This is a genomic window from Herbaspirillum sp. SJZ107, assembly GCF_006715485.1.
Lineage (GTDB): Bacteria > Pseudomonadota > Gammaproteobacteria > Burkholderiales > Burkholderiaceae_D > Telluria.
Map to the genome: position 1 here is coordinate 117613 of NZ_VFNH01000001.1, position 17640 is coordinate 135252.

The 17640-nt window shown below is 63.2% G+C and carries 18 protein-coding genes and 2 tRNA genes; 5 read left to right on the plus strand and 15 right to left on the minus strand.

Annotation, left to right across the window (positions count from 1 at the left end; genetic code table 11):
• The first annotated feature begins 93 nt into the window (after positions 1 to 93).
• Both FBX97_RS00480 and FBX97_RS00485 read left to right on the plus strand, forming a co-directional pair.
• Entirely contained in the window at positions 94 to 1866 is a 1773-nt protein-coding gene (locus FBX97_RS00480; RefSeq protein ID WP_255517232.1) for a methyl-accepting chemotaxis protein, read from the plus strand.
• A gap of 85 nt (positions 1867 to 1951) precedes the next feature.
• Complete coding sequence (locus tag FBX97_RS00485) at positions 1952 to 2302, plus strand: energy transducer TonB (RefSeq protein ID WP_141828310.1); 351 nt, start codon at positions 1952 to 1954, stop codon at positions 2300 to 2302.
• A gap of 58 nt (positions 2303 to 2360) precedes the next feature.
• On the opposite strand, the gene FBX97_RS00490 is transcribed toward FBX97_RS00485, so the two are convergent.
• Positions 2361 to 3878: a vanadium-dependent haloperoxidase gene (locus FBX97_RS00490; protein ID WP_185748416.1), complete on the minus strand. Its 1518-nt coding sequence runs from the start codon at positions 3876 to 3878 to the stop codon at positions 2361 to 2363.
• 295 nt (positions 3879 to 4173) lie between these two features.
• Between FBX97_RS00490 and FBX97_RS00495 the strand changes: the two genes are divergently transcribed.
• The gene (locus tag FBX97_RS00495) at positions 4174 to 4548 is read left to right on the plus strand and encodes a YXWGXW repeat-containing protein (RefSeq protein ID WP_141828312.1); all 375 of its coding nucleotides are present in this window, start codon (positions 4174 to 4176) and stop codon (positions 4546 to 4548) included.
• A 108-nt stretch (positions 4549 to 4656) separates the two neighbouring features.
• On the opposite strand, the gene FBX97_RS00500 is transcribed toward FBX97_RS00495, so the two are convergent.
• The 5 genes from FBX97_RS00500 to FBX97_RS00520 form a co-directional block, all read right to left on the minus strand.
• A complete protein-coding gene (locus tag FBX97_RS00500) occupies positions 4657 to 6246 on the minus strand; it encodes a hypothetical protein (protein ID WP_141828313.1) in 1590 nt (529 codons plus the stop codon).
• 209 nt (positions 6247 to 6455) lie between these two features.
• A tRNA-His gene (locus FBX97_RS00505) sits at positions 6456 to 6531 on the minus strand.
• 105 nt (positions 6532 to 6636) lie between these two features.
• Positions 6637 to 7476 carry a glutamate racemase gene (gene murI / locus FBX97_RS00510; RefSeq protein ID WP_141828314.1) on the minus strand — a complete coding sequence of 280 codons (840 nt, stop codon included), beginning with the start codon at positions 7474 to 7476 and terminating at the stop codon, positions 6637 to 6639.
• 146 nt (positions 7477 to 7622) lie between these two features.
• The gene (locus FBX97_RS00515; RefSeq protein ID WP_141828315.1) at positions 7623 to 9158 is read right to left on the minus strand and encodes a fumarate hydratase; all 1536 of its coding nucleotides are present in this window, start codon (positions 9156 to 9158) and stop codon (positions 7623 to 7625) included.
• A 16-nt stretch (positions 9159 to 9174) separates the two neighbouring features.
• Positions 9175 to 9783: a TIGR00645 family protein gene (locus FBX97_RS00520; protein ID WP_141828316.1), complete on the minus strand. Its 609-nt coding sequence runs from the start codon at positions 9781 to 9783 to the stop codon at positions 9175 to 9177.
• A 227-nt stretch (positions 9784 to 10010) separates the two neighbouring features.
• Here FBX97_RS00520 and acs point away from each other — a divergent pair, with 227 nt between their 5' ends.
• Positions 10011 to 12008 carry an acetate--CoA ligase gene (gene acs, locus FBX97_RS00525; protein ID WP_141828317.1) on the plus strand — a complete coding sequence of 666 codons (1998 nt, stop codon included), beginning with the start codon at positions 10011 to 10013 and terminating at the stop codon, positions 12006 to 12008.
• Positions 12009 to 12089: 81 nt separating this feature from the next.
• Here acs and FBX97_RS29920 read toward each other — a convergent pair whose 3' ends face one another.
• On the minus strand, positions 12090 to 12416 hold the full coding sequence (locus tag FBX97_RS29920) for a KTSC domain-containing protein (RefSeq protein WP_255517233.1): 327 nt from the start codon (positions 12414 to 12416) through the stop codon (positions 12090 to 12092).
• Positions 12417 to 12556: 140 nt separating this feature from the next.
• Here FBX97_RS29920 and FBX97_RS00535 point away from each other — a divergent pair.
• Positions 12557 to 12647, plus strand: a tRNA-Ser gene (locus FBX97_RS00535).
• 70 nt (positions 12648 to 12717) lie between these two features.
• Here the strand turns inward: FBX97_RS00535 and FBX97_RS00540 are convergent.
• The 8 genes from FBX97_RS00540 to FBX97_RS00575 all read right to left on the minus strand — a co-directional run bounded on the left by FBX97_RS00540 (position 12718) and on the right by FBX97_RS00575 (position 17633).
• Positions 12718 to 13770 (minus strand): tyrosine-type recombinase/integrase, encoded by a 1053-nt coding sequence (locus FBX97_RS00540; protein WP_141828318.1) that lies wholly within the window; start codon positions 13768 to 13770, stop codon positions 12718 to 12720.
• A complete protein-coding gene (locus FBX97_RS00545) occupies positions 13754 to 13993 on the minus strand; it encodes a DUF4224 domain-containing protein (protein WP_141828319.1) in 240 nt (79 codons plus the stop codon). The genes FBX97_RS00540 and FBX97_RS00545 overlap by 17 nt, the downstream gene beginning before the upstream one ends.
• A gap of 72 nt (positions 13994 to 14065) precedes the next feature.
• Positions 14066 to 14638: a Lar family restriction alleviation protein gene (locus FBX97_RS00550; RefSeq protein WP_185748417.1), complete on the minus strand. Its 573-nt coding sequence runs from the start codon at positions 14636 to 14638 to the stop codon at positions 14066 to 14068.
• Complete coding sequence (locus FBX97_RS29410) at positions 14631 to 14849, minus strand: hypothetical protein (RefSeq protein ID WP_185748418.1); 219 nt, start codon at positions 14847 to 14849, stop codon at positions 14631 to 14633. Before FBX97_RS29410 ends, FBX97_RS00550 begins: the two co-directional genes overlap by 8 nt.
• The gene (locus FBX97_RS00555; protein WP_185748419.1) at positions 14842 to 15159 is read right to left on the minus strand and encodes a hypothetical protein; all 318 of its coding nucleotides are present in this window, start codon (positions 15157 to 15159) and stop codon (positions 14842 to 14844) included. Before FBX97_RS00555 ends, FBX97_RS29410 begins: the two co-directional genes overlap by 8 nt.
• Positions 15156 to 16253 (minus strand): hypothetical protein, encoded by a 1098-nt coding sequence (locus tag FBX97_RS00560; RefSeq protein ID WP_185748420.1) that lies wholly within the window; start codon positions 16251 to 16253, stop codon positions 15156 to 15158. Before FBX97_RS00560 ends, FBX97_RS00555 begins: the two co-directional genes overlap by 4 nt.
• A 338-nt stretch (positions 16254 to 16591) precedes the next feature.
• Complete coding sequence (locus FBX97_RS00570) at positions 16592 to 17455, minus strand: DUF551 domain-containing protein (protein WP_141828322.1); 864 nt, start codon at positions 17453 to 17455, stop codon at positions 16592 to 16594.
• Entirely contained in the window at positions 17448 to 17633 is a 186-nt protein-coding gene (locus tag FBX97_RS00575; protein WP_141828323.1) for a hypothetical protein, read from the minus strand. The genes FBX97_RS00570 and FBX97_RS00575 overlap by 8 nt, the downstream gene beginning before the upstream one ends.
• Positions 17634 to 17640 lie beyond the last annotated feature (7 nt).

Consider the following 17640-nt stretch of genomic DNA (forward strand, 5'->3'; position numbering starts at 1 on the left):
AGCCACCCGGAGAAGTTGGTGGTCGTGCATGTGCGACGCGCGGCGCAGCAGGTTCCGGGCGATCTCGATCACTTGAAACAGGGAAAGCAAGTAATGAATTTAACAAACATGAAGGTCGGTGTGCGACTCGGTCTGGGCTTTGCCCTGGTCCTGGTGCTGCTGGTCGTGGTGACTGTCGTCGGCATCGTCCGCATGGCACAGATCCAGAACCGGCTCGACCATGTGGTGAGCGTCAGCAATGTCGTCACCCGCCTGGTCGTCGACATGCGCAACAACGTCAGCGAGCGCGTCACCTCGCTGCGCACCCTGACGCTGATGACCGATGCGGCCGACATGGAACCGGAACTGAACCGCTTCAAGGAGCAGACCGCCAAATACGACGCCCTGCAGCAGAAGCTGAGCGAGAAGTTTGCGCTCGAGGCGTCGAGTGAAGAGAAAGCGCTGCTGGCCCGGATCAAGGAAGCGGAAAACGTCGCCATGCCGGCCATCGCCAAGGCATCGCAGCTCTACCTGGCCAACAATGCCATGGACGCCACCCGCGTGATGGTCAAGGAAATCCGTCCGGCCCAGAAGAAGTGGCTGGAAGCGCTGGATCAGCTCGGCAAGATGGAAGACAAGCAGAACGCCGAGACCCAGGTCGCTGCCGAAGCCGCCTTCGCCGGTGCCCGCAACTTCATGCTCGGACTGCTGGCCCTGGCGGTCGCGATCGGCGTTGCCGCTGCCTACATCATCACCCGCGGCCTGCTCAAGCAGCTGGGCGGCGAGCCGGGCTACACCGCCCAGATCGCCGGCAGCATCGCCCACGGCAACCTGTCGATCGCCATCGACACCAAGTCGAGCGACAGCGGCAGCCTGCTGACCGAAATGAAACAGATGCGCAACAGCCTGGTCGACATCGTCAGCCAGGTGCGCCGCGGCACCCAGACCATCACCACCGCATCGCGTGAAATCTCGGCCGGCAACGTCGACCTGTCCTCGCGTACCGAACTGCAGGCCAGCTCGCTGGAAAAGACGGCCTCGGCAATGGAAGAACTGACCTCGACCGTGAAGCAGAACGCTGACAATGCCCGCGAAGCGAACCAGCTGGCCGCCACTGCATCGGACGTGGCGCGCAAGGGTGGCGAAGTGGTGTCGCAAGTGGTCGGCACCATGGGCGAGATCAACAGCTCGGCCAGCAAGATCGCCGACATCATCGGCGTGATCGATGGCATCGCCTTCCAGACCAACATCCTGGCGCTGAATGCCGCGGTCGAAGCGGCCCGTGCCGGCGAACAGGGCCGCGGCTTCGCGGTCGTGGCATCCGAAGTGCGCAGCCTGGCCCAGCGTTCGGCGGCGGCAGCGAAAGAAATCAAGACCCTGATCGGCGACTCGGTCGAGAAGATTGGCCGTGGCAGCAAGCTGGTCGGCGAGGCGGGCGTGACGATGGAAGAAGTGGTCGACAGCGTCAAGCGCGTGACCGACATCATGAGCGACATCGCCGCCGCCAGCGCCGAGCAGAGCGCCGGCATCGAACAGGTGAACCTGTCGATCATCGAGATGGACGGCATGACCCAGCAGAATGCGGCGCTGGTGGAACAAGCCGCCGCCGCCTTCCAGAGCCTGCAGGACCAGGCTGCGGAACTGCAGCGCGTGGTCAGTATCTTCAAGCTGGAAGAGGGCATGGAGGCCGCCGTGGCAGCCGCCCCGGTGGCGCCGGCCGCCGCGACCGCCGTCGCCACCCGCGCCGTGGCCGCCCGTCCGGCCCGGCCGCAACTGAAGAAGCCGGCCACCCCGGCGCCTGCCAAGCCGGCAACGGCAGCGGACAAGAGCCCGGCCTCGAAAAAGGTGGCCGCCGCCGCAGTCAGCGACGACTGGGAAGAATTCTAAGCAGTCCTGCATCAATCAAGCTTTATCCGACGCCGGCCGGCCAGGCCGGCATTAAAAAAAACTGTGTTATTTAGGGGAAACAAAAATGTCCAATAAGAAATTTGCAGTCAGCCTGGTAGCAGCCCTGTTCGTGACCGGTTTCGCCGGTGCCGCCTTTGCCGCCGAAGTGCCGGCCAGCTTCGATGCGTCGAAGTGCAAGGTCGACTATCCGAAAGCCTCCCTGATGAACGAAGAGCAGGGTGTGACCTCGATGTCGTTCCAGGTCAACGCCGATGGTTCGGTGGCCGATTCGAAGCTGGAAAAGTCGAGCGGCTTCAAGGGCCTGGACAAGGCGGCACTGAAAGGCCTGGCCGCCTGCAAGTTCAAGCCGGGCACCAAGGACGGCGCCCCGGCCCAGACCTGGACCAAGGTCGACTACGCCTGGAAGCTGGACTGATTTTTTCATTCCATGCAACACAATCAAAAAAACCGGCCGAGGCCGGTTTTTTTTATTCCTACTGCGCAGGGCGGACCAGTCCGCGCCGGAACACCTCATCGGCCACCTGGCGCCCGACCAGCACGCCTTGCACCTTGTCGAATTGGAAGTGCACGCCGATGTAGATCCGGCTCTGGCCGGCTTCTTCCTCGGCTTGCGAAAAGCTGCCGTAGCTGCGCGGCAGCTTTGGCCTGACCCAGCCGTCGTTGTCGCGCGTGATGCCGTTCCATTCGTCGGACACGAAGGTGAACGGGACCCCGTCGCCGTACAGCTTGCGCAGCGTCCCGAACACCGAGCCGCCGGTCGCCGCGTGGCCCGACGGATAGGTCGGGAAGGGCGGCGTGTAATCCGGCCCGACCATGTTGCTGGCCGGCGCGCCCAGCGGCGTCCAGTTGGGGTCGGCCCGCGTGTCGGGATTGCCGTCGCCCTTGCCGGTCGGTCCGGTGCCGGGGTCGGCTTCGCGCACCGCGTGCACCGGGCGCCAGAAGCGGTAGTGGTACTTGGAATCCCATGCGGCGATGGTCGAATCCGCCATGGCCACGTTGACCAGGCCCAGGGCGCGCGCCACTTCGAGCGGGTCGCGCGTGCGCGTGAGCACGATCTGCAGCGCGATCTGGTTGTACATGCGTATCGGCGAATCGAGCCAGGCCGAGTCGTCGTAGCCCCAGAAGAGGCCGATCCGGGTCTGTTCCAGCGTACGCCGGGTCGGGGTGGTGACGCCGTCGCCGCCCAGCTGCTTCACTTCGTTGAAGGCATTGGTGTAGGCCGGGCTGGTCAGGGCCGGCGGCGGCGGCGAGCGGAACGGGAGGACCGAGGGCACCACGAAGGGTTTCACGGATCCCCAGTACGCCCCCAGCGCGACCGGAATGCGGCTGACCGGGTCGGGGCGCCATTTGCCCGGTTCGATGTAGAGCGGATAGTCCTCGCCGACGATTGGATTGGGGCGCTCGGACCCGTCGTTGGCGCGCAGCGCCAGGATCGCGGCGGCGGCGCGGCGGCCGACGTCGATGCCGTTCTGCTTGGCGCGGCAGTCGGGCAGCCTGGCCAGGTCTTCTTTCAGCAGCGCGTCGAGGCGGGCGGCCTGGCGCGTGTACAGGGCCACCAGCACGTCGTGCGAAGCCTGGGCGATCGCCGCATCGGGCATGCTGTCGGGCAGTGCCGCCAGAGGGCCGCTGTAGCCCGGATAGCGCTTGGTGATCGCATTCAGGGCATCGTAGACGGCGAGGTGGAAGATGGCCATCACGCGGCTGCTGCGCGTGCGCCCGCGCTGCTCCGCAAAGGCGAACGGCCCGCTAGGGGGCGGCGTCACGTCGAAGACGGCCGAGCGCCAGGCCTGCTCGCTCCAGTAAGCCAGCCGCGCCGTCGCATTGACCCCGGCCGGGGCGCTGTAGCGCGGCGGCAGTTCATGGGTATTCGGCTGGGTCGGGTAGGGATTGGGCTCCAGCAGCACGGGTGCGGCCGGCGCCAATGGGCCGGCGGCGGCAGTCAGCATCGATACCGACAGGATGCAGAGCAGTGACTTGATACGGGTTTTCATGGAAGAACTCCGAGCGGGCGTGGAAGAACTGGCGAACTCTGTCATTCCACGTTACGGGTTCAGCCAGGGCCGGACAAGGAGAAACGGAACGGATATTGATGAGTAGCAGCCCCGATTCCCCCGGAATTGAAGCCCTGTTGAGGCGGCGCATCACCTATGCATGCTGCAAAGACCGGAGTGCAACTGTTACTGTTTCTTAGCGTCATGTTTCGGTTGTAAGCACTTGCATCATTCCTACTGTGCTGGCGCCGGGCTCGCTATAGTGAGTCCAACACCAACCCAAAGGAGAAGCATCATGAAACGAATCCTCTGTGCCGCTGCCGCCGCTCTGATCAGTACTGCCGCTTTCGTGCCGGTGCAGGCCTTCGCCAAAGGTGAGGTCGTGGTTGTCCGTACCGCACCGCCGGCCCCGCGCCACGAAGTCGTGCCGCATGCCCGCCGCGGTTACGAATGGGCACCTGGCTACTGGAACTGGAACGGCCGCCGTTATACCTGGGTGCAGGGCCACTGGGAACGTGCCCGCAAGGGATATGCCTACCACCGTCCGGAATGGCGCCAGGGCAGCAACGGCTGGGAACTGGAACGCGGCGGCTGGCGTCGTGGCGACCGTGACGGCGACGGCGTGCCGAACCGTGTCGACAACCGTCCGAACAACCCGAACCGTTCCTGATCGTCACGCCTGATCGGGTCACGCTGATCGGCATCCAGGCTTACCTGATAAGCCCATGAATCAAAAAGCCCAGTCCTCGGACTGGGCTTTTTGTTGCCGGCGCAGCGCTCACTGCGCCGCCAGACTTCCTTTTCTTACATACACTTCGAGATCCGACATCGGTGCCCGCTTTTCGCGTTCGTAATTGTCGACGATCCACTTGTAGGTCACCGGATGAATGGCGCTGTAACGCATCTGGGGCTGGTTATCCAGGGCATGATTCGATAGCAGCACCATCTTGGGCGGCAGCTTTGCCAGACGTGCCAGTTCGGCCTGTTCGAAGCCGGCATCGCGGTGCGACAGGGCATAGATTTCCCATATCCCCATCCTCGACCTGTTGATGGCATACAGGCCCGGCAGGTTGGGGACGGCCAGGAAATTCGCCTGTGCGCCCGGTACCGTCGCCAGCGCACGCCGGCTGGCCAGGATGTGGTCGACGATGAAGGGATCGGTGTGCAAGGTACTGCCGTCGATCACGACGGTCTTCATGGTCCGGCCGAACAGCTTGCTGTTGATGATCATGACATCCTGGCCCACCGCCAGTACGGAAAAGCCGAGAACGCCGATCGCGACGGGAAGCACTGCACGGCCCAGCATGCTGCAACAGAAAAGAATCAGCAGCACGGGCACGACCGCCAGCGCCAGGTGGACCAGGTCGGCACGCGAGTAGGCGTAGTGTGCGTAGACCAGGCCCACGAATGCCGACGCGGTCAGCAGGTAGTGCAGTTCGGTGAACCCGGCGATACGCTTGCGCAGCATGGCGAGCAGCGCCAACACCGGCACCAGCAGCAGCGCGATGAAGCCCACGCCTTTCGCCACGTCGCAGGCCCACAGCACCCATCCGTTCTTCCCGTGTTCGGCGGTCCAGGGCCAGGGCACGGGCAGGGGAATATTGGTGGCGCCGGCGACGCTGTGGACGTGCTCGATGACCCCGGCGGCGAGCGCGTCCAGGAATCCCGGCTTGGCCAGCTCCATGAGGAAGGTCGGGCTGAAACCGAGAATCGTCCCGCCGATGAAGGCAAGCGCCGGACGCAGCACAGCGTGGCGATTTCCCTGCTTGAGCAGTACGAAGCCGAGGGCCAGCAGGGCGGAGGCCGCGCCGTACACGCCGTGATTGCGTCCCATGACAGCCGCCAGTCCCAGTATCACGCCGGCGCCGAACCAGCGTGCCGGCGAGCGCGACGTCAGTATCAGCACCGTCATCGCGACGATCAGGATACAGGTGCCGTAGTCATACACCTTGTAATAGGGCGTCGCCCAGAGATTCAGGATCAGGGCCACCGCGACCGCGAAACCGATGGTGCGCGCCGTGCCCAGCCTGGCCTGGAGTGCCCAGAGCGCCAGCCAGGTACCGACGCAGACGCTCAGCGCCTGATAGACGAATGCGGCCGAGTGTGCACCGAAAATGCCTTCGTCACCCATGACGAACATGATGGCGGCGGCCCACAGATAACGGCCGATGTCGTAGGCCAGGAAATCCCGTATCGGGACTTCGCCGCGCAGGACGCGTTGACTGCCGTACCAATAATAGCCTTCGTCGGCAAGATCGAAGCCGTAGTGCCATGTCAGCAGGAACCAGCACAGGGTGACGCCGATGCCGCTGGCCAGGGCGATAAGGACATTGCGATGGGGTGAACGGCTGCCTGTCATGGAATGCATGCCCTGTCGGAAATCGAAGGAGAATGGATGCCATGGCGCCGCAAAATGTATGCCAGAACAAATAAACGTTTGTTTTCAACCGTTTAATGTTGAGATGGCATTGATTTATAGCGCAATGTAAATTTTATCGACAGGGAGGGAGGACCGGCGACCACAGCAAAAAGGCCCCATGCTGTTCGCGATGGGGCCTTTGCTTGATACCGAATTCTTGGGGTGGCTGATGGGACTCGAACCCACGACAACAGGAATCACAATCCTGGACTCTACCAACTGAGCTACAGCCACCACTGTCTTACTTGCTGTCGCGTTGTTGTTGCTGCGACAGAACAAGATTATATAAGGTACTTCGCATTCTGGCAAATCGAGTTTTGCCGAACAGTGCGGCGGTCCTCATGCCAGTTCGAACGCCACCTCGTCCACAGGCGGATCGATGCCGACCAGGCTGTTGAAGGCGGCCGCCAGCGCGGTGGCGCTGGCGCTCGTGTAAGCGTGCAGGCTGGCGGGTTCGGCGCCATCGGCAGCGCGCAGCAACTGGCCCGCATCGAGCAGGCGCACCAGCTGGCGCGCCACGGCGTCGCCGGTATCGACCAGCACGATGCCGCGCGCGCCGCTGTCCGCGATCACGTCCTCGATCGACGCCCGCACCAGCGGGTAGTGGGTGCAGCCCAGCACCAGCGTGTCGGCACCCTGTTCCAGCAGCGGCGTGATGTAGCGTTGCAGCAGCTGGGTGGTGGCCTGGGCGTCGCCCGATTCGATCTGGTCGACCAGGCCGCGGCAGGCCTGCAGCAGGAACGCGGCGCCGGTGGCGGCGCTGATCTGGTCGCGCAGCTGCAGGAACTTGGCGCCGGCCAGCGTGCGCTCGGTGGCCAGCACGCCGATCTTGCCGTTGCGGCTGGCGCCGGCGGCCGGCTTCAGGCCCGGTTCGACGCCGACGATGGGCATGTCGGGGAAGCTTTCGCGCAGCAGCTTGACGGCGGAGATGGTGGCGGTGTTGCAGGCCACGACCAGCGCCTTGGCGCCGCGGGCCACCAGGAAGCGGGCAACGGCCAGCGAGCGCGCCGCGACCACGTCCTCGGACTTGTCGCCGTAGGGGGCGAAGCCGGTGTCGGCGACGTAGAGCAGGTGTTCGTGCGGAAGCTGGGCGCGGATGTGGCGCAGGATCGAGAGGCCGCCGACGCCGGAGTCGAAGATGCCGATGGGGGCGTCGTTGGGGTGTGCTTGGGTAGTCATGGACAGATGTTAACCCAGCTGCAGAGCGTTGGGGAATGTGGAATACATTGGGCCCCTGCCTGCGCAGGACGACGGCTCGACGACACGTGGCCGCAGATACGTCGCCCCTGCGCACTCAGGGGCCCAGGTTCAGCACAGCAGGCGATTTACGCGGTCGTGACCGGAATACCCTTCAGCGACTCGATCTTGGCCGACCATTCCTTCGGCCCGGTCTGGTGCACCGAGGTACCGGTCGAATCGACTGCCACGGTCACCGGCATGTCCTGCACCTCGAACTCGTAGATCGCTTCCATGCCCAGGTCTTCGAAGCCCAGCACCTTGGCCGACTTGATCGCCTTGGAGACCAGGTAGGCCGAACCGCCGACCGCCATCAGGTAGGCCGACTTGTGGTTCTTGATCGACTCGATCGCGGTCGGGCCGCGTTCGGCCTTGCCGATCATCGCGATCAGGCCGGTCTTCTCGAGCATCATGTCGGTGAACTTGTCCATGCGGGTCGCGGTCGTCGGACCGGCCGGGCCGACCACTTCGTCGCCGACCGGATCGACCGGGCCGACGTAGTAGATCACGCGATTGGTGAAGTCCACCGGCAGCTGCTCGCCGCGCGCCAGCATGTCCTGGATGCGCTTGTGGGCGGCGTCGCGGCCGGTCAGCATCTTGCCGTTCAGGAGCAGGGTCTGGCCCGGCTGCCAGGATGCGACTTCTTCCTTGGTGAGCGTGTTCAGGTCGACGCGCTTCGACTTCTGGGTGTCCGGGGTCCACTGCACGTCCGGCCAGGTCGACAGCGACGGCGGGTCGATGTAGGCCGGGCCCGAGCCGTCCAGCACGAAGTGGGCGTGGCGGGTGGCGGCGCAGTTCGGGATCATCGCGACCGGCTTCGATGCGGCGTGGGTCGGGTACATGTTGATCTTCACGTCCAGCACGGTGGTCAGGCCGCCCAGGCCCTGGGCGCCGATGCCGAGCGCATTGATCTTGTCGCACAGTTCGATACGCAGTTCTTCCAGCTTGTTCTGCGGGCCGCGCTGCTTGAGTTCGTACATGTCGATGTCTTCCATCAGCGACTCTTTCGCCATCAGCATCGCCTTTTCGGCCGAGCCGCCGATACCGATGCCGAGCATGCCCGGCGGGCACCAGCCGGCGCCCATCAGCGGCACGGTCTTCAGCACCCAGTCGACCAGCGAGTCGGACGGGTTCAGCATCACGAACTTGGTCTTGTTCTCCGAACCGCCGCCTTTTGCAGCCACTTTCACGTCGATGGTGTCACCCGGGACCAGTTCCATGTGGACCACGGCCGGGGTGTTGTCCTTGGTGTTCTTGCGCTCGAAGTGCGGGTCGGCCACGATCGAGGCGCGCAGCTTGTTGTCCGGGAAGTTGTACGCGCGGCGCACGCCTTCGTTGACGGCGTCCGTGATCGAGCGCTCGCCGAAACCTTCGAAGCGCACGTTCATGCCGACCTTCAGGAACACGTTGACGATACCGGTGTCCTGGCAGATCGGACGCTTGCCTTCGGCGCACATCTTCGAGTTGGTCAGGATCTGCGCGATCGCATCCTTCGCGGCCGGGCTCTGCTCGGATTCGTACGCGCGCGCCAGGTGCTGGATGTAGTCGGCCGGGTGGTAGTAGCTGATGTACTGGAGTGCGGCCGCGACGGATTCGATCAGGTCGTCCTGTTTGATGACAGTCATTTCGTTCTCGTTCAGGTTAATGTTTGGAGTTGCTCTGGGTGTTCATCATGATGCGGTCGGTGTAGGCGATCGCCATCGCCGACAGCAGGAACGCGATGTGGATGCAGGTCTGGGCGACCAGCACCTTGACCTCGTAGGCATTCGCGTTGATGAAGGTCTTCAGCAGGTGAATCGAGGAGATGCCGATGATGGCCATGGCCAGCTTGGTCTTCAGCACCGATGCGTTCACGTGCGACAGCCACTCGGGCTGGTCCGGGTGGTCTTCGAGGTGCATGCGCGACACGAAGGTTTCGTAGCCGCCCACGATCACCATGATCAGGAGGTTGGAGATCATCACCACGTCGATCAGGCCGAGCACGACCAGCATGATGGTGGTTTCGTTGAGCTTGGTCGGCGGCGGCGCGTTGGGCACGGCCACGGCCTGGATGATGTGCTGCAGGGCGTCCTCGTTGCCCATGGCGGCCAGCACCAGGTCCTTGAGTTCGACCCAGAAATGGAATACGTAGACGCACTGGGCAAGGATCAGGCCGAGATACAGGGGCAATTGCAGCCAGCGGCTGGCGAACATGAAATTGGCGAGGGCGCTGCGTTTTTTTGCTGCGGAAGGGGATTGCGATTCGAGCATCTGATCTGTAATGGGAGCCGGTTGGTGGAGCTTGTGACGCGGGCATCGGTCAAGACAGCTGAACATTCTACACCCGTACGCGATTGCTGGCTTGTCTTCCGCGATGCACAAAGGTTGGTAGAATCGTACGAGGGATGCCAGCGGGTGCACCGCACTGGTGCGCTGTAAGCGCTCAGTAAGCGAGTCCGCCTAAGGTATTGTGCAAAACTACTACTATGGAGACTAGTATGGCTGAGACCGAGACCAATCAAGAGCAGGGCGCACTGAACGAACAGCGCGTCTTCAACCCGCCCGCCGACTTCGCCGCCAATGCCGCCATCTCCGGGATGGACGCCTACCAAAAACTGTGCGACGAAGCCGCCAACGACTACGAAGGCTTCTGGGCCCGCCTCGCGCGCGAGAACCTGGCCTGGCAGACGCCATTCACGCAAACCCTGGACGAGTCGAACGCGCCATTCTACAAATGGTTCGCCGACGGCAAGTTGAACGCCTCGTACAACTGCCTCGACCGCAACCTCGAGAACGGCAACGCGGATAAAACCGCGATCATCTTCGAAGCCGACGACGGCAGCGTCACCCGCGCCAGCTACCGCGAGCTGCACGAGCGCGTCTGCAAGTTCGCCAACGGCCTCAAGTCGCGCGGCATCAAGAAGGGCGACCGCGTCATCATCTACATGTCGATGTCGATCGAAGGCGTGACCGCGATGCAGGCCTGCGCCCGCATCGGCGCCACCCACTCGGTCGTGTTCGGCGGCTTCTCGGCCAAGTCGCTGCAGGAGCGCGTGATCGACGCCGGCGCCGTCGCCATCATCACCGCCGACGAGCAGCTGCGCGGCGGCAAATCGCTGCCCCTGAAAGCCATCGTCGACGAAGCGCTGGCGATGGGCGGCTGCGACACGATCAAGGATGTCATCGTCTACAAGCGCACCGGCGGTAACATCAACTTCCAGGAAGGCCGCGACCTGTGGCTGCACGACCTGGTCGAAGGCCAGTCCGCCGACTGCGAGCCGGAATGGGTCGACGCCGAGCACCCGCTGTTCATCCTCTACACCTCGGGTTCGACCGGCACGCCGAAGGGCGTCCAGCACAGCACCGGCGGCTACCTGCTGTGGGCCGCGCTGACCATGAAATGGTCGTTCGACATCAAGCCGAGCGACGTCTACTGGTGCACCGCCGACATCGGCTGGGTGACCGGCCACACCTACATCGCCTACGGCCCGACCGCGGTCGGCGCCACCCAGGTGATCTTCGAGGGCGTGCCGACCTACCCGCACGCCGGCCGCTTCTGGGAAACCATCGCCAAGCACAAAGTCAGCATCTTCTACACCGCGCCGACCGCGATCCGCTCGCTGATCAAGGCCTCCAACGCGGACGAGAAAGTGCATCCGAAGAGCTTCGATCTGTCGAGCCTGCGCCTGCTGGGCACCGTCGGCGAGCCGATCAATCCGGAAGCCTGGATGTGGTACTACAAGAACGTCGGCGGCGAGCGCTGCCCGATCGTCGACACCTTCTGGCAGACCGAAACCGGCGGCCACATGATCACGCCGCTGCCGGGCGCGACCCCGATGATCCCGGGCTCGTGCACGCTGCCGCTGCCGGGCATCATGGCCGCCATCGTCGACGAAGCCGGCGCCGACGTGCCGAACGGGCAGGGCGGCATCCTGGTCGTCAAGCGTCCGTGGCCGTCGATGATCCGCACCATCTGGAACAACCCGGACCGCTTCCGCAGCGCCTATTACCCGGAAGAGCTGGGCGGCAAATACTACCTGGCCGGCGACGGCGCGATCCGCAACAAGGACACCGGCTACTTCACGATCACCGGCCGCATCGACGACGTGCTGAACGTCTCGGGCCACCGCATGGGCACGATGGAAATCGAATCGGCCCTGGTGGCGCATTCGGCGGTGGCCGAAGCCGCCGTGGTCGGCAAGCCGGACGACACCACCGGCGAAGCGATCTGCGCCTTCGTGGTGCTGAAGGGCGGCCGTCCGACCGGCGACGAAGCCAAGCAACTGGCGGCCGAGCTGCGCACCTGGGTCGGCAAGGAGATCGGTCCGATCGCCAAGCCGAAGGAAATCCGCTTCGGCGACAACCTGCCCAAGACCCGTTCCGGCAAGATCATGCGCCGCCTGCTGCGCGTGCTGGCCAAGGGCGAGAACATCACCCAGGACGTGTCGACGCTGGAAAACCCGGCGATCCTGGATCAGCTCAAAGAGTCTGCTTAATGGCAGGGTGGACGGCTCTGCCGTCCACGCGTTCATCCAACGCTATCTCTACGCCGCACCACGACAACGGTGCGGCGTTTTTCATTCCTCGCCCGGCTGCTTGAACAGGGCATCCAGCGGATTCGCCTTCTTCACCTCCGGTTCGGCACCGCCACCGAACAAGGCATCCAGCTCGGCACGCTTGCTCGCCACCTCGGCCCGCCCTCGCTTGCCGGCGAATTCCTCTTCGATGTTATCGCGGTAAAAACTCCAGGCCGCCCCGGACGTCGACAACCGCCGCCACACCTCGCTGCCGACGCCACTGTGATCGATGGCAGTGCCGTCGTCGAACTCGACCCGCAGGATGCGCTCGCGCGTGTCGTAGCCGATGGCACGCAGCTTGCCGGCGTTGATTTTTTTCATTTCCATTGTTGGCTCCTTGCGCGACGGGTTGGATGAGGGCGGATCAGATGACCCGTTACCTTAGCACGCTGCTTGCCAAGATGCTCTTGTGCAGCCGAGAAAGCTTGTTATAATAGGCGGCTTCGCAGTGATGCGAAAACCCATCAGGAGAGATGGATGAGTGGTTTAAGTCGCACGCCTGGAAAGCGTGTATAGGTTCATAGCCTATCGGGGGTTCGAATCCCCCTCTCTCCGCCAAGAATGAAAACAAGGCCGCTTTTTAGCGGCCTTTGTATTATTCAGCGGCAGTGTACTATTCAAATGACCATCAGCGCAGTGGTTTGACCACCTCCGGCCGACGCCGGTAGACCCGCTCCGTGATCTTGCCGTCCGCATGCGCGAGCAGCTGGCGCGCGTGCTCAAGCGTCTCGGCATCACTGGCGCACTTGGCCCGCAAGTCGTGTTCTGTGAAGTGCTCCTCGACCTTCGTCTCATCCATCACTCGGGCGATGAAGTTGCGCCAAAGCGATTCCCACCCGCCGGCGCGGCCAGTTTTCTCATCGATATAGCCCTCGCCATCCCGGTTGCAGAACAGGAAGGGTGACAGCTTCATTGGTCGCGCGCTCTTCGCCAGCGAGACCGCGGTGCGCAGTTCGTCGGACCATTCGATAATCATCCGCTTGCCGGTCGAGTCGCGGGTCTTATGGGGCTCGACGTGCATCCCGTCGTCCTTCAAGTCGGACATCGTCAGGCGCAGCATGTCGCCGCGACGTAGGCCGGTCAGCAGCTTGATCCTGATATAGGCCTGGGCCGCCAGCACGCTGCCAGCCTTGCGCCGCGGCGCCAGCGACAGGCACTCAACCACTTCCCAATCCTCAACATAGCGCGTGCGCGACTTTTCGCCCTCGAAGCGCGTCTCACCCTTGAACGGGTGCCGATCGATAAACCCCCATTCGACAGCCTTGGTCAGGGCGTGCGACAGCACTTCAACCTCGCGCTTCGCGCCGGTTTTCCCTGTGGCCTTATCGACGTACCGGTACACATGCATTGGCTTGATATCGGCCAGGCCCATCGCGCCGAACGCGATCCGGATTTTCTTTATTGCGCTTTGGTTCTGCGCCTGCGTAGTGACGGCCTTCTTTGGGATCACCTCAAGCGCGTATCGATCGAGCAGCTGGGCGACAGTCTTCGCATCCTGCACATAGCGGAGGCGCTCGGCCCACGCTGTGTAGGCGTCGGCAAGCGTAGCTCCGAGCCGGAACAGCTTCTTGCCGTCCCAGGCGGACTCCTGGCCAGGCGGCACCTGGTAGTAATAGGCGCCGTGTGTATGCCTCCAGCGCAGCGGCAGCCCCTTGTTTTCTGGCTTACGCTCGCGCGGCATCAAGCGCTCCCCAGTTAGGCTCTTTCGACTTGATCTTGCGAGTAGCGGCCGGGGCTACTCCGAAGACTTTCTCAACGTGCGCGCGCATCACCGCCAGGGTCCCGTCAGGGCGCTGTCGGTGCTCGATCCCCATCCCACGCAGCACCTTCACTTGGGCGGCCCGCTGCACGCGCTTCGTCATGCTGCGCAGTTCTTCGTCGTCTAGAAACATCCCGTCCATCATCTTTCCCTCCTACCCCTGCCGGCGTCTCCGGCACCCACATCAGCCACCATATCCATAGAGCTATAGCGCCGCTCAAGCTGAAGCATCCTGATCATTCTCCGCCTGCTTGCCAGGATCAGGAGCGGCAACGAGTACCTTGTCGATGTCCGCGCACAGGCTGACGGCCGGTACAATGTCCTTCCACGTTTCCAGTACCGCACGCGATTCCCGTAGCAGTCGCACCGCATCGCCAGCGCGGCTACCTGCCAAGGCGTCGATGTGGGCGATGATGGCGGCCCGGCTGGCTTTCTGCGCCTCGTCGCCATTGGTCCAGTTGTGGCCGAAATCTGCCAGCAGCCCGGAGAACTCCGGCGTATCGATGCTCCCTACCTGTGCTTTTGGCTGGGTGGGAGCGGCGCGGCGAGCGGCTTGTTCGTTCCACGCCCTGATGGCCGCAGCTGCGCCGGGAATTTCTTCGCCGTCGTCATCCTGCACACCAACCGGGCCGCGCGCCAAGCAGGCGCAGTGCTCATCAATCCTACTGTCGCACTGCACATAAGCAGCCGAATAATCCAGGCGCTCGACGTACGTATCGGTGCCGCCGCAAAACGGGCAAGGCAACAGGGCTGCATCTTCGCCCACAGGGCTGGTCTGGTGGTTAGTCACTGTCTTGCTCCTTGATGGTTTTGCGAATGCGGCCAGCCAACCGGCGCAGTTCGTCCATGAACACGGTTTCCATTGCGAGCGGCAGGCCGGCATCAATCGTCCAATCCGGCGAATCCTGAGTATCCAGCAGTGCAGCCGCGTACCGCCGCGCCTCTTGCCGCGCTTCCGTCTTCGTCCACCGCTTTCCGCCGCCGGTCTGGTGGTCAGGCATGGGGTGGCTCCTTTGGTTGCGTGGCGGCCATGATCGCCTCGTATGTCTCGCTGCCTTGTGACTCCCAGCATTGAGTAGCAGGGAACGCACCGCGTGCTCCTTCGGTCGCCTCGACGTACCAAGTCACGTAGCCATCCGGCGGCGGGATGCAGCGCAGCCAAATATGCTTTGGCATGCCCAGCGGCCATTCGTAGCCATCCGCACGCACCTGGCGCATGAACGCCTCGGGGTCATGATGTCCGCGTGACATCAGGGTGTAGATGTCTTCGCCGACATTCTCGATTTGCAGTGGATAGATTCGTTTGCTCATGCTGCACCTCCTTTCGCATCCTGTTGAGCGGCGGCCATGGCTGCACGATAGATCGCTGCGTAGCGCTGCGCCTCACTGACGCCGAGACCGGTATAGTCCGCAGCCATATCAACCATTTTCATGGCATGAATCATTTCGTCGGTCACGACTTGCGCATCCTTCTCGCCATCCCGGCCAGGGTGAGCGGCGCGGACCGACAGCAAAACATCCGCGATCTGGTCTGGCGACAGCCGGTCATCACCGAGGCAGCGCGAATACGCGGCAAACATGATCTTTCGCGCCCACGCATCGCGTGGGATAGCGTTTTTGGTAGGCACTCTGCAGTCTTTGAAGTCCGGCCAGTTGGCTTGCAGGTAACTAATATCTTCGACGTTCCACGCTGTCAGGAACGATATAGCTGCATCGTCGTTTTCGTGCTCTGCCAATTCCAGTGCAAATTGGATGGCATCGATTGGCGCACGCTCGTCCTGTACGGTAACGCCAAATAGCCGTTCGTATGGTTTCGTGTCCATGTAGCTCGCCTGATCGCTTCCTGCACCTGCTGCGGTGGCCGACAAAGCCTCGCCGTTGCCGTTGAAGTCCAGCCATGCCCGGATGTGCTTGCGGTATTCGTCCTGGCGCAGGTGGTCGTTAAGCGACGAAGACAGCCACAGCGACAGGCGGTCAGCGATATCGTGGTTGGTGCGCGCATGATCGGTCTTTGCAGCGGCACCGGCCAACAGTTCTGCTTTGTATCTGTTGACAATGTGCTTGTGAATGTCGAGTGGAGCGTCGTAAGCCGCCTGCAGCGTGCTCGGGGCAGCGGCATCATGGACAGGACGGGCGTAGAGTTCGCGGATGCTATAGCCCTCGTCTTTGTAAAACGGCACTTCCGATGGGTGGATTTCAAACCACTTCGACGATTCGCGCTCATCACCCTTTTCCAGAGCTTGAACCATGGCGGGCGCTCCGCTGGTAAGGGAGCGGCGGGCGAGAAAGCGGTCGCACGATTCCTTGTGATTGAAGACGATACGCACGGTGAAATCGCCCGTACGCTCGATTTCCAGTGCGTCCAGTTGTGCCAGATCGATGCTGGCGGTAGTCGGTTGGTTCATTCGTCGTCTCCAGCATTGTTGTCGAGTGGACAGTGCGCCCGGAAGTGGCCGGCTCTCTGTCATGGAACTGCGGGCAATCCGGGTGATGGCATTCGCCGTCCCGTCCAGCGGCACAGCGCGTCAGGAGCTTCTCAGCGACAGCCCGCCAGCAGATTTGCACGGCGTAGGGGGACGGGCGGCGCTCGGCCTTGCCAGCCTTCTCCAGCGCCTTGAGGCGACGCAGCACGAACGCCGTGTCGCAGCCGCTGTGCTTCTTCATCGATAGGCGAGCAGCGACCACGTAGGTCATGCACTGGCCGCCTTCGCGAAGTGCTGCCAGGATCTGATCGTCTGTCGGCTTACTCATCGCGGGCCTCGCCATCGGTGCTAGCTGCGCGCTTCGACTTCATGGCGCGAATGGCGGCATTGAGTTTTTTGACCGTTGTCGTGGTGCCGCCGTTTTCGCCGTAGGTCTGCATCCATTCCTGCATATCGACCACGGCGGCTTCGGCACATTCGATCAGTTCGGCCAGCGCCTGGTCCCGCACATCGGCCTGCACCTGGGCGGCCTGCTCGGGCGCTGCCTGGGGCTGGGTGCCAGGAGCGGCGGGCAACGGCATCCAGTGCGTCGGATGGCAGATGCAGTCAAAGCCGTGCTTCACGCCTTGCCACGACTCCCGCTCGCGGCCCGTATATCGAATAATGTTGATTGTTGGATCGCTGGTCTGTGCAGCGGTCGGGCGATATGCAATCACCTTCTGGCCAAGTTCCGGCAAGCGCTCATCGACGCTGATCCATGCCGAGGGCTGGGGGCCTTGCTTCGCTGATTGAGCGGCGAGAAGGCGCTCGACGTCGGCGGTGAGGTAGTAGTCCCCGAGCGGGCACGGCGCCATCGTGGGAGCGTGGCCGCGCACAGCAGAGTACCGCGTCAGCCCTTCGATACTTGCAGCACTCGGGGAGGCCGGCGGCAGAGGTTTGCCGCTCAAGACGCCCATCAGCGCAGCGTGTACGACGCCGGCATCTTTGATCTCCTGGCCGTTGTAGGTGATGCCGTCCTTGGTGATGCGCAGGCCGTGCATCACAATGTCCGGCGTAAGTATCGGCGCAGCGGCGATGGCGCCGGTAAGTACGGAACCGACAGGGATGGTGTAGCCCGACTCGCCCCACTGCAGCTGGCCAGGTGCGCGCTTGTCGTCGGCCCGGCGGTTCTGTGCGTTATCCATTTTGCTTTTTCTCCGTCTGGTCGTCGTTTGCTGCTGGCTGGGTGGCTGCTTCCTGCGCCTTCGCAGCTGCGGTGTCGCGCCGCGCGCGGGCGTTGTCGCTGGCGATCGCGTCCTCGAAGCGCTGGCGGCGCGATACGAATGGCGTCGGGAATGGGTTGTAGGAGCGGCGGCGTTTCATCTCTTGG

Coding starts and splice junctions, on each gene's coding strand:
- FBX97_RS00480 (WP_255517232.1), top strand. CDS start 94: ATGAATTTAACAAACATGAAGGTCGGTGTGCGACTCGGTCTGGGCTTT.
- FBX97_RS00485 (WP_141828310.1), top strand. CDS start 1,952: ATGTCCAATAAGAAATTTGCAGTCAGCCTGGTAGCAGCCCTGTTCGTG.
- FBX97_RS00490 (WP_185748416.1), bottom strand. CDS start 3,878: ATGAAAACCCGTATCAAGTCACTGCTCTGCATCCTGTCGGTATCGATG.
- FBX97_RS00495 (WP_141828312.1), top strand. CDS start 4,174: ATGAAACGAATCCTCTGTGCCGCTGCCGCCGCTCTGATCAGTACTGCC.
- FBX97_RS00500 (WP_141828313.1), bottom strand. CDS start 6,246: ATGCATTCCATGACAGGCAGCCGTTCACCCCATCGCAATGTCCTTATC.
- murI (WP_141828314.1), bottom strand. CDS start 7,476: ATGACTACCCAAGCACACCCCAACGACGCCCCCATCGGCATCTTCGAC.
- FBX97_RS00515 (WP_141828315.1), bottom strand. CDS start 9,158: ATGACTGTCATCAAACAGGACGACCTGATCGAATCCGTCGCGGCCGCA.
- FBX97_RS00520 (WP_141828316.1), bottom strand. CDS start 9,783: ATGCTCGAATCGCAATCCCCTTCCGCAGCAAAAAAACGCAGCGCCCTC.
- acs (WP_141828317.1), top strand. CDS start 10,011: ATGGCTGAGACCGAGACCAATCAAGAGCAGGGCGCACTGAACGAACAG.
- FBX97_RS29920 (WP_255517233.1), bottom strand. CDS start 12,416: ATGGAAATGAAAAAAATCAACGCCGGCAAGCTGCGTGCCATCGGCTAC.
- FBX97_RS00540 (WP_141828318.1), bottom strand. CDS start 13,770: ATGCCGCGCGAGCGTAAGCCAGAAAACAAGGGGCTGCCGCTGCGCTGG.
- FBX97_RS00545 (WP_141828319.1), bottom strand. CDS start 13,993: ATGATGGACGGGATGTTTCTAGACGACGAAGAACTGCGCAGCATGACG.
- FBX97_RS29410 (WP_185748418.1), bottom strand. CDS start 14,849: ATGCCTGACCACCAGACCGGCGGCGGAAAGCGGTGGACGAAGACGGAA.
- FBX97_RS00555 (WP_185748419.1), bottom strand. CDS start 15,159: ATGAGCAAACGAATCTATCCACTGCAAATCGAGAATGTCGGCGAAGAC.
- FBX97_RS00560 (WP_185748420.1), bottom strand. CDS start 16,253: ATGAACCAACCGACTACCGCCAGCATCGATCTGGCACAACTGGACGCA.
- FBX97_RS00570 (WP_141828322.1), bottom strand. CDS start 17,455: ATGGATAACGCACAGAACCGCCGGGCCGACGACAAGCGCGCACCTGGC.
- FBX97_RS00575 (WP_141828323.1), bottom strand. CDS start 17,633: ATGAAACGCCGCCGCTCCTACAACCCATTCCCGACGCCATTCGTATCG.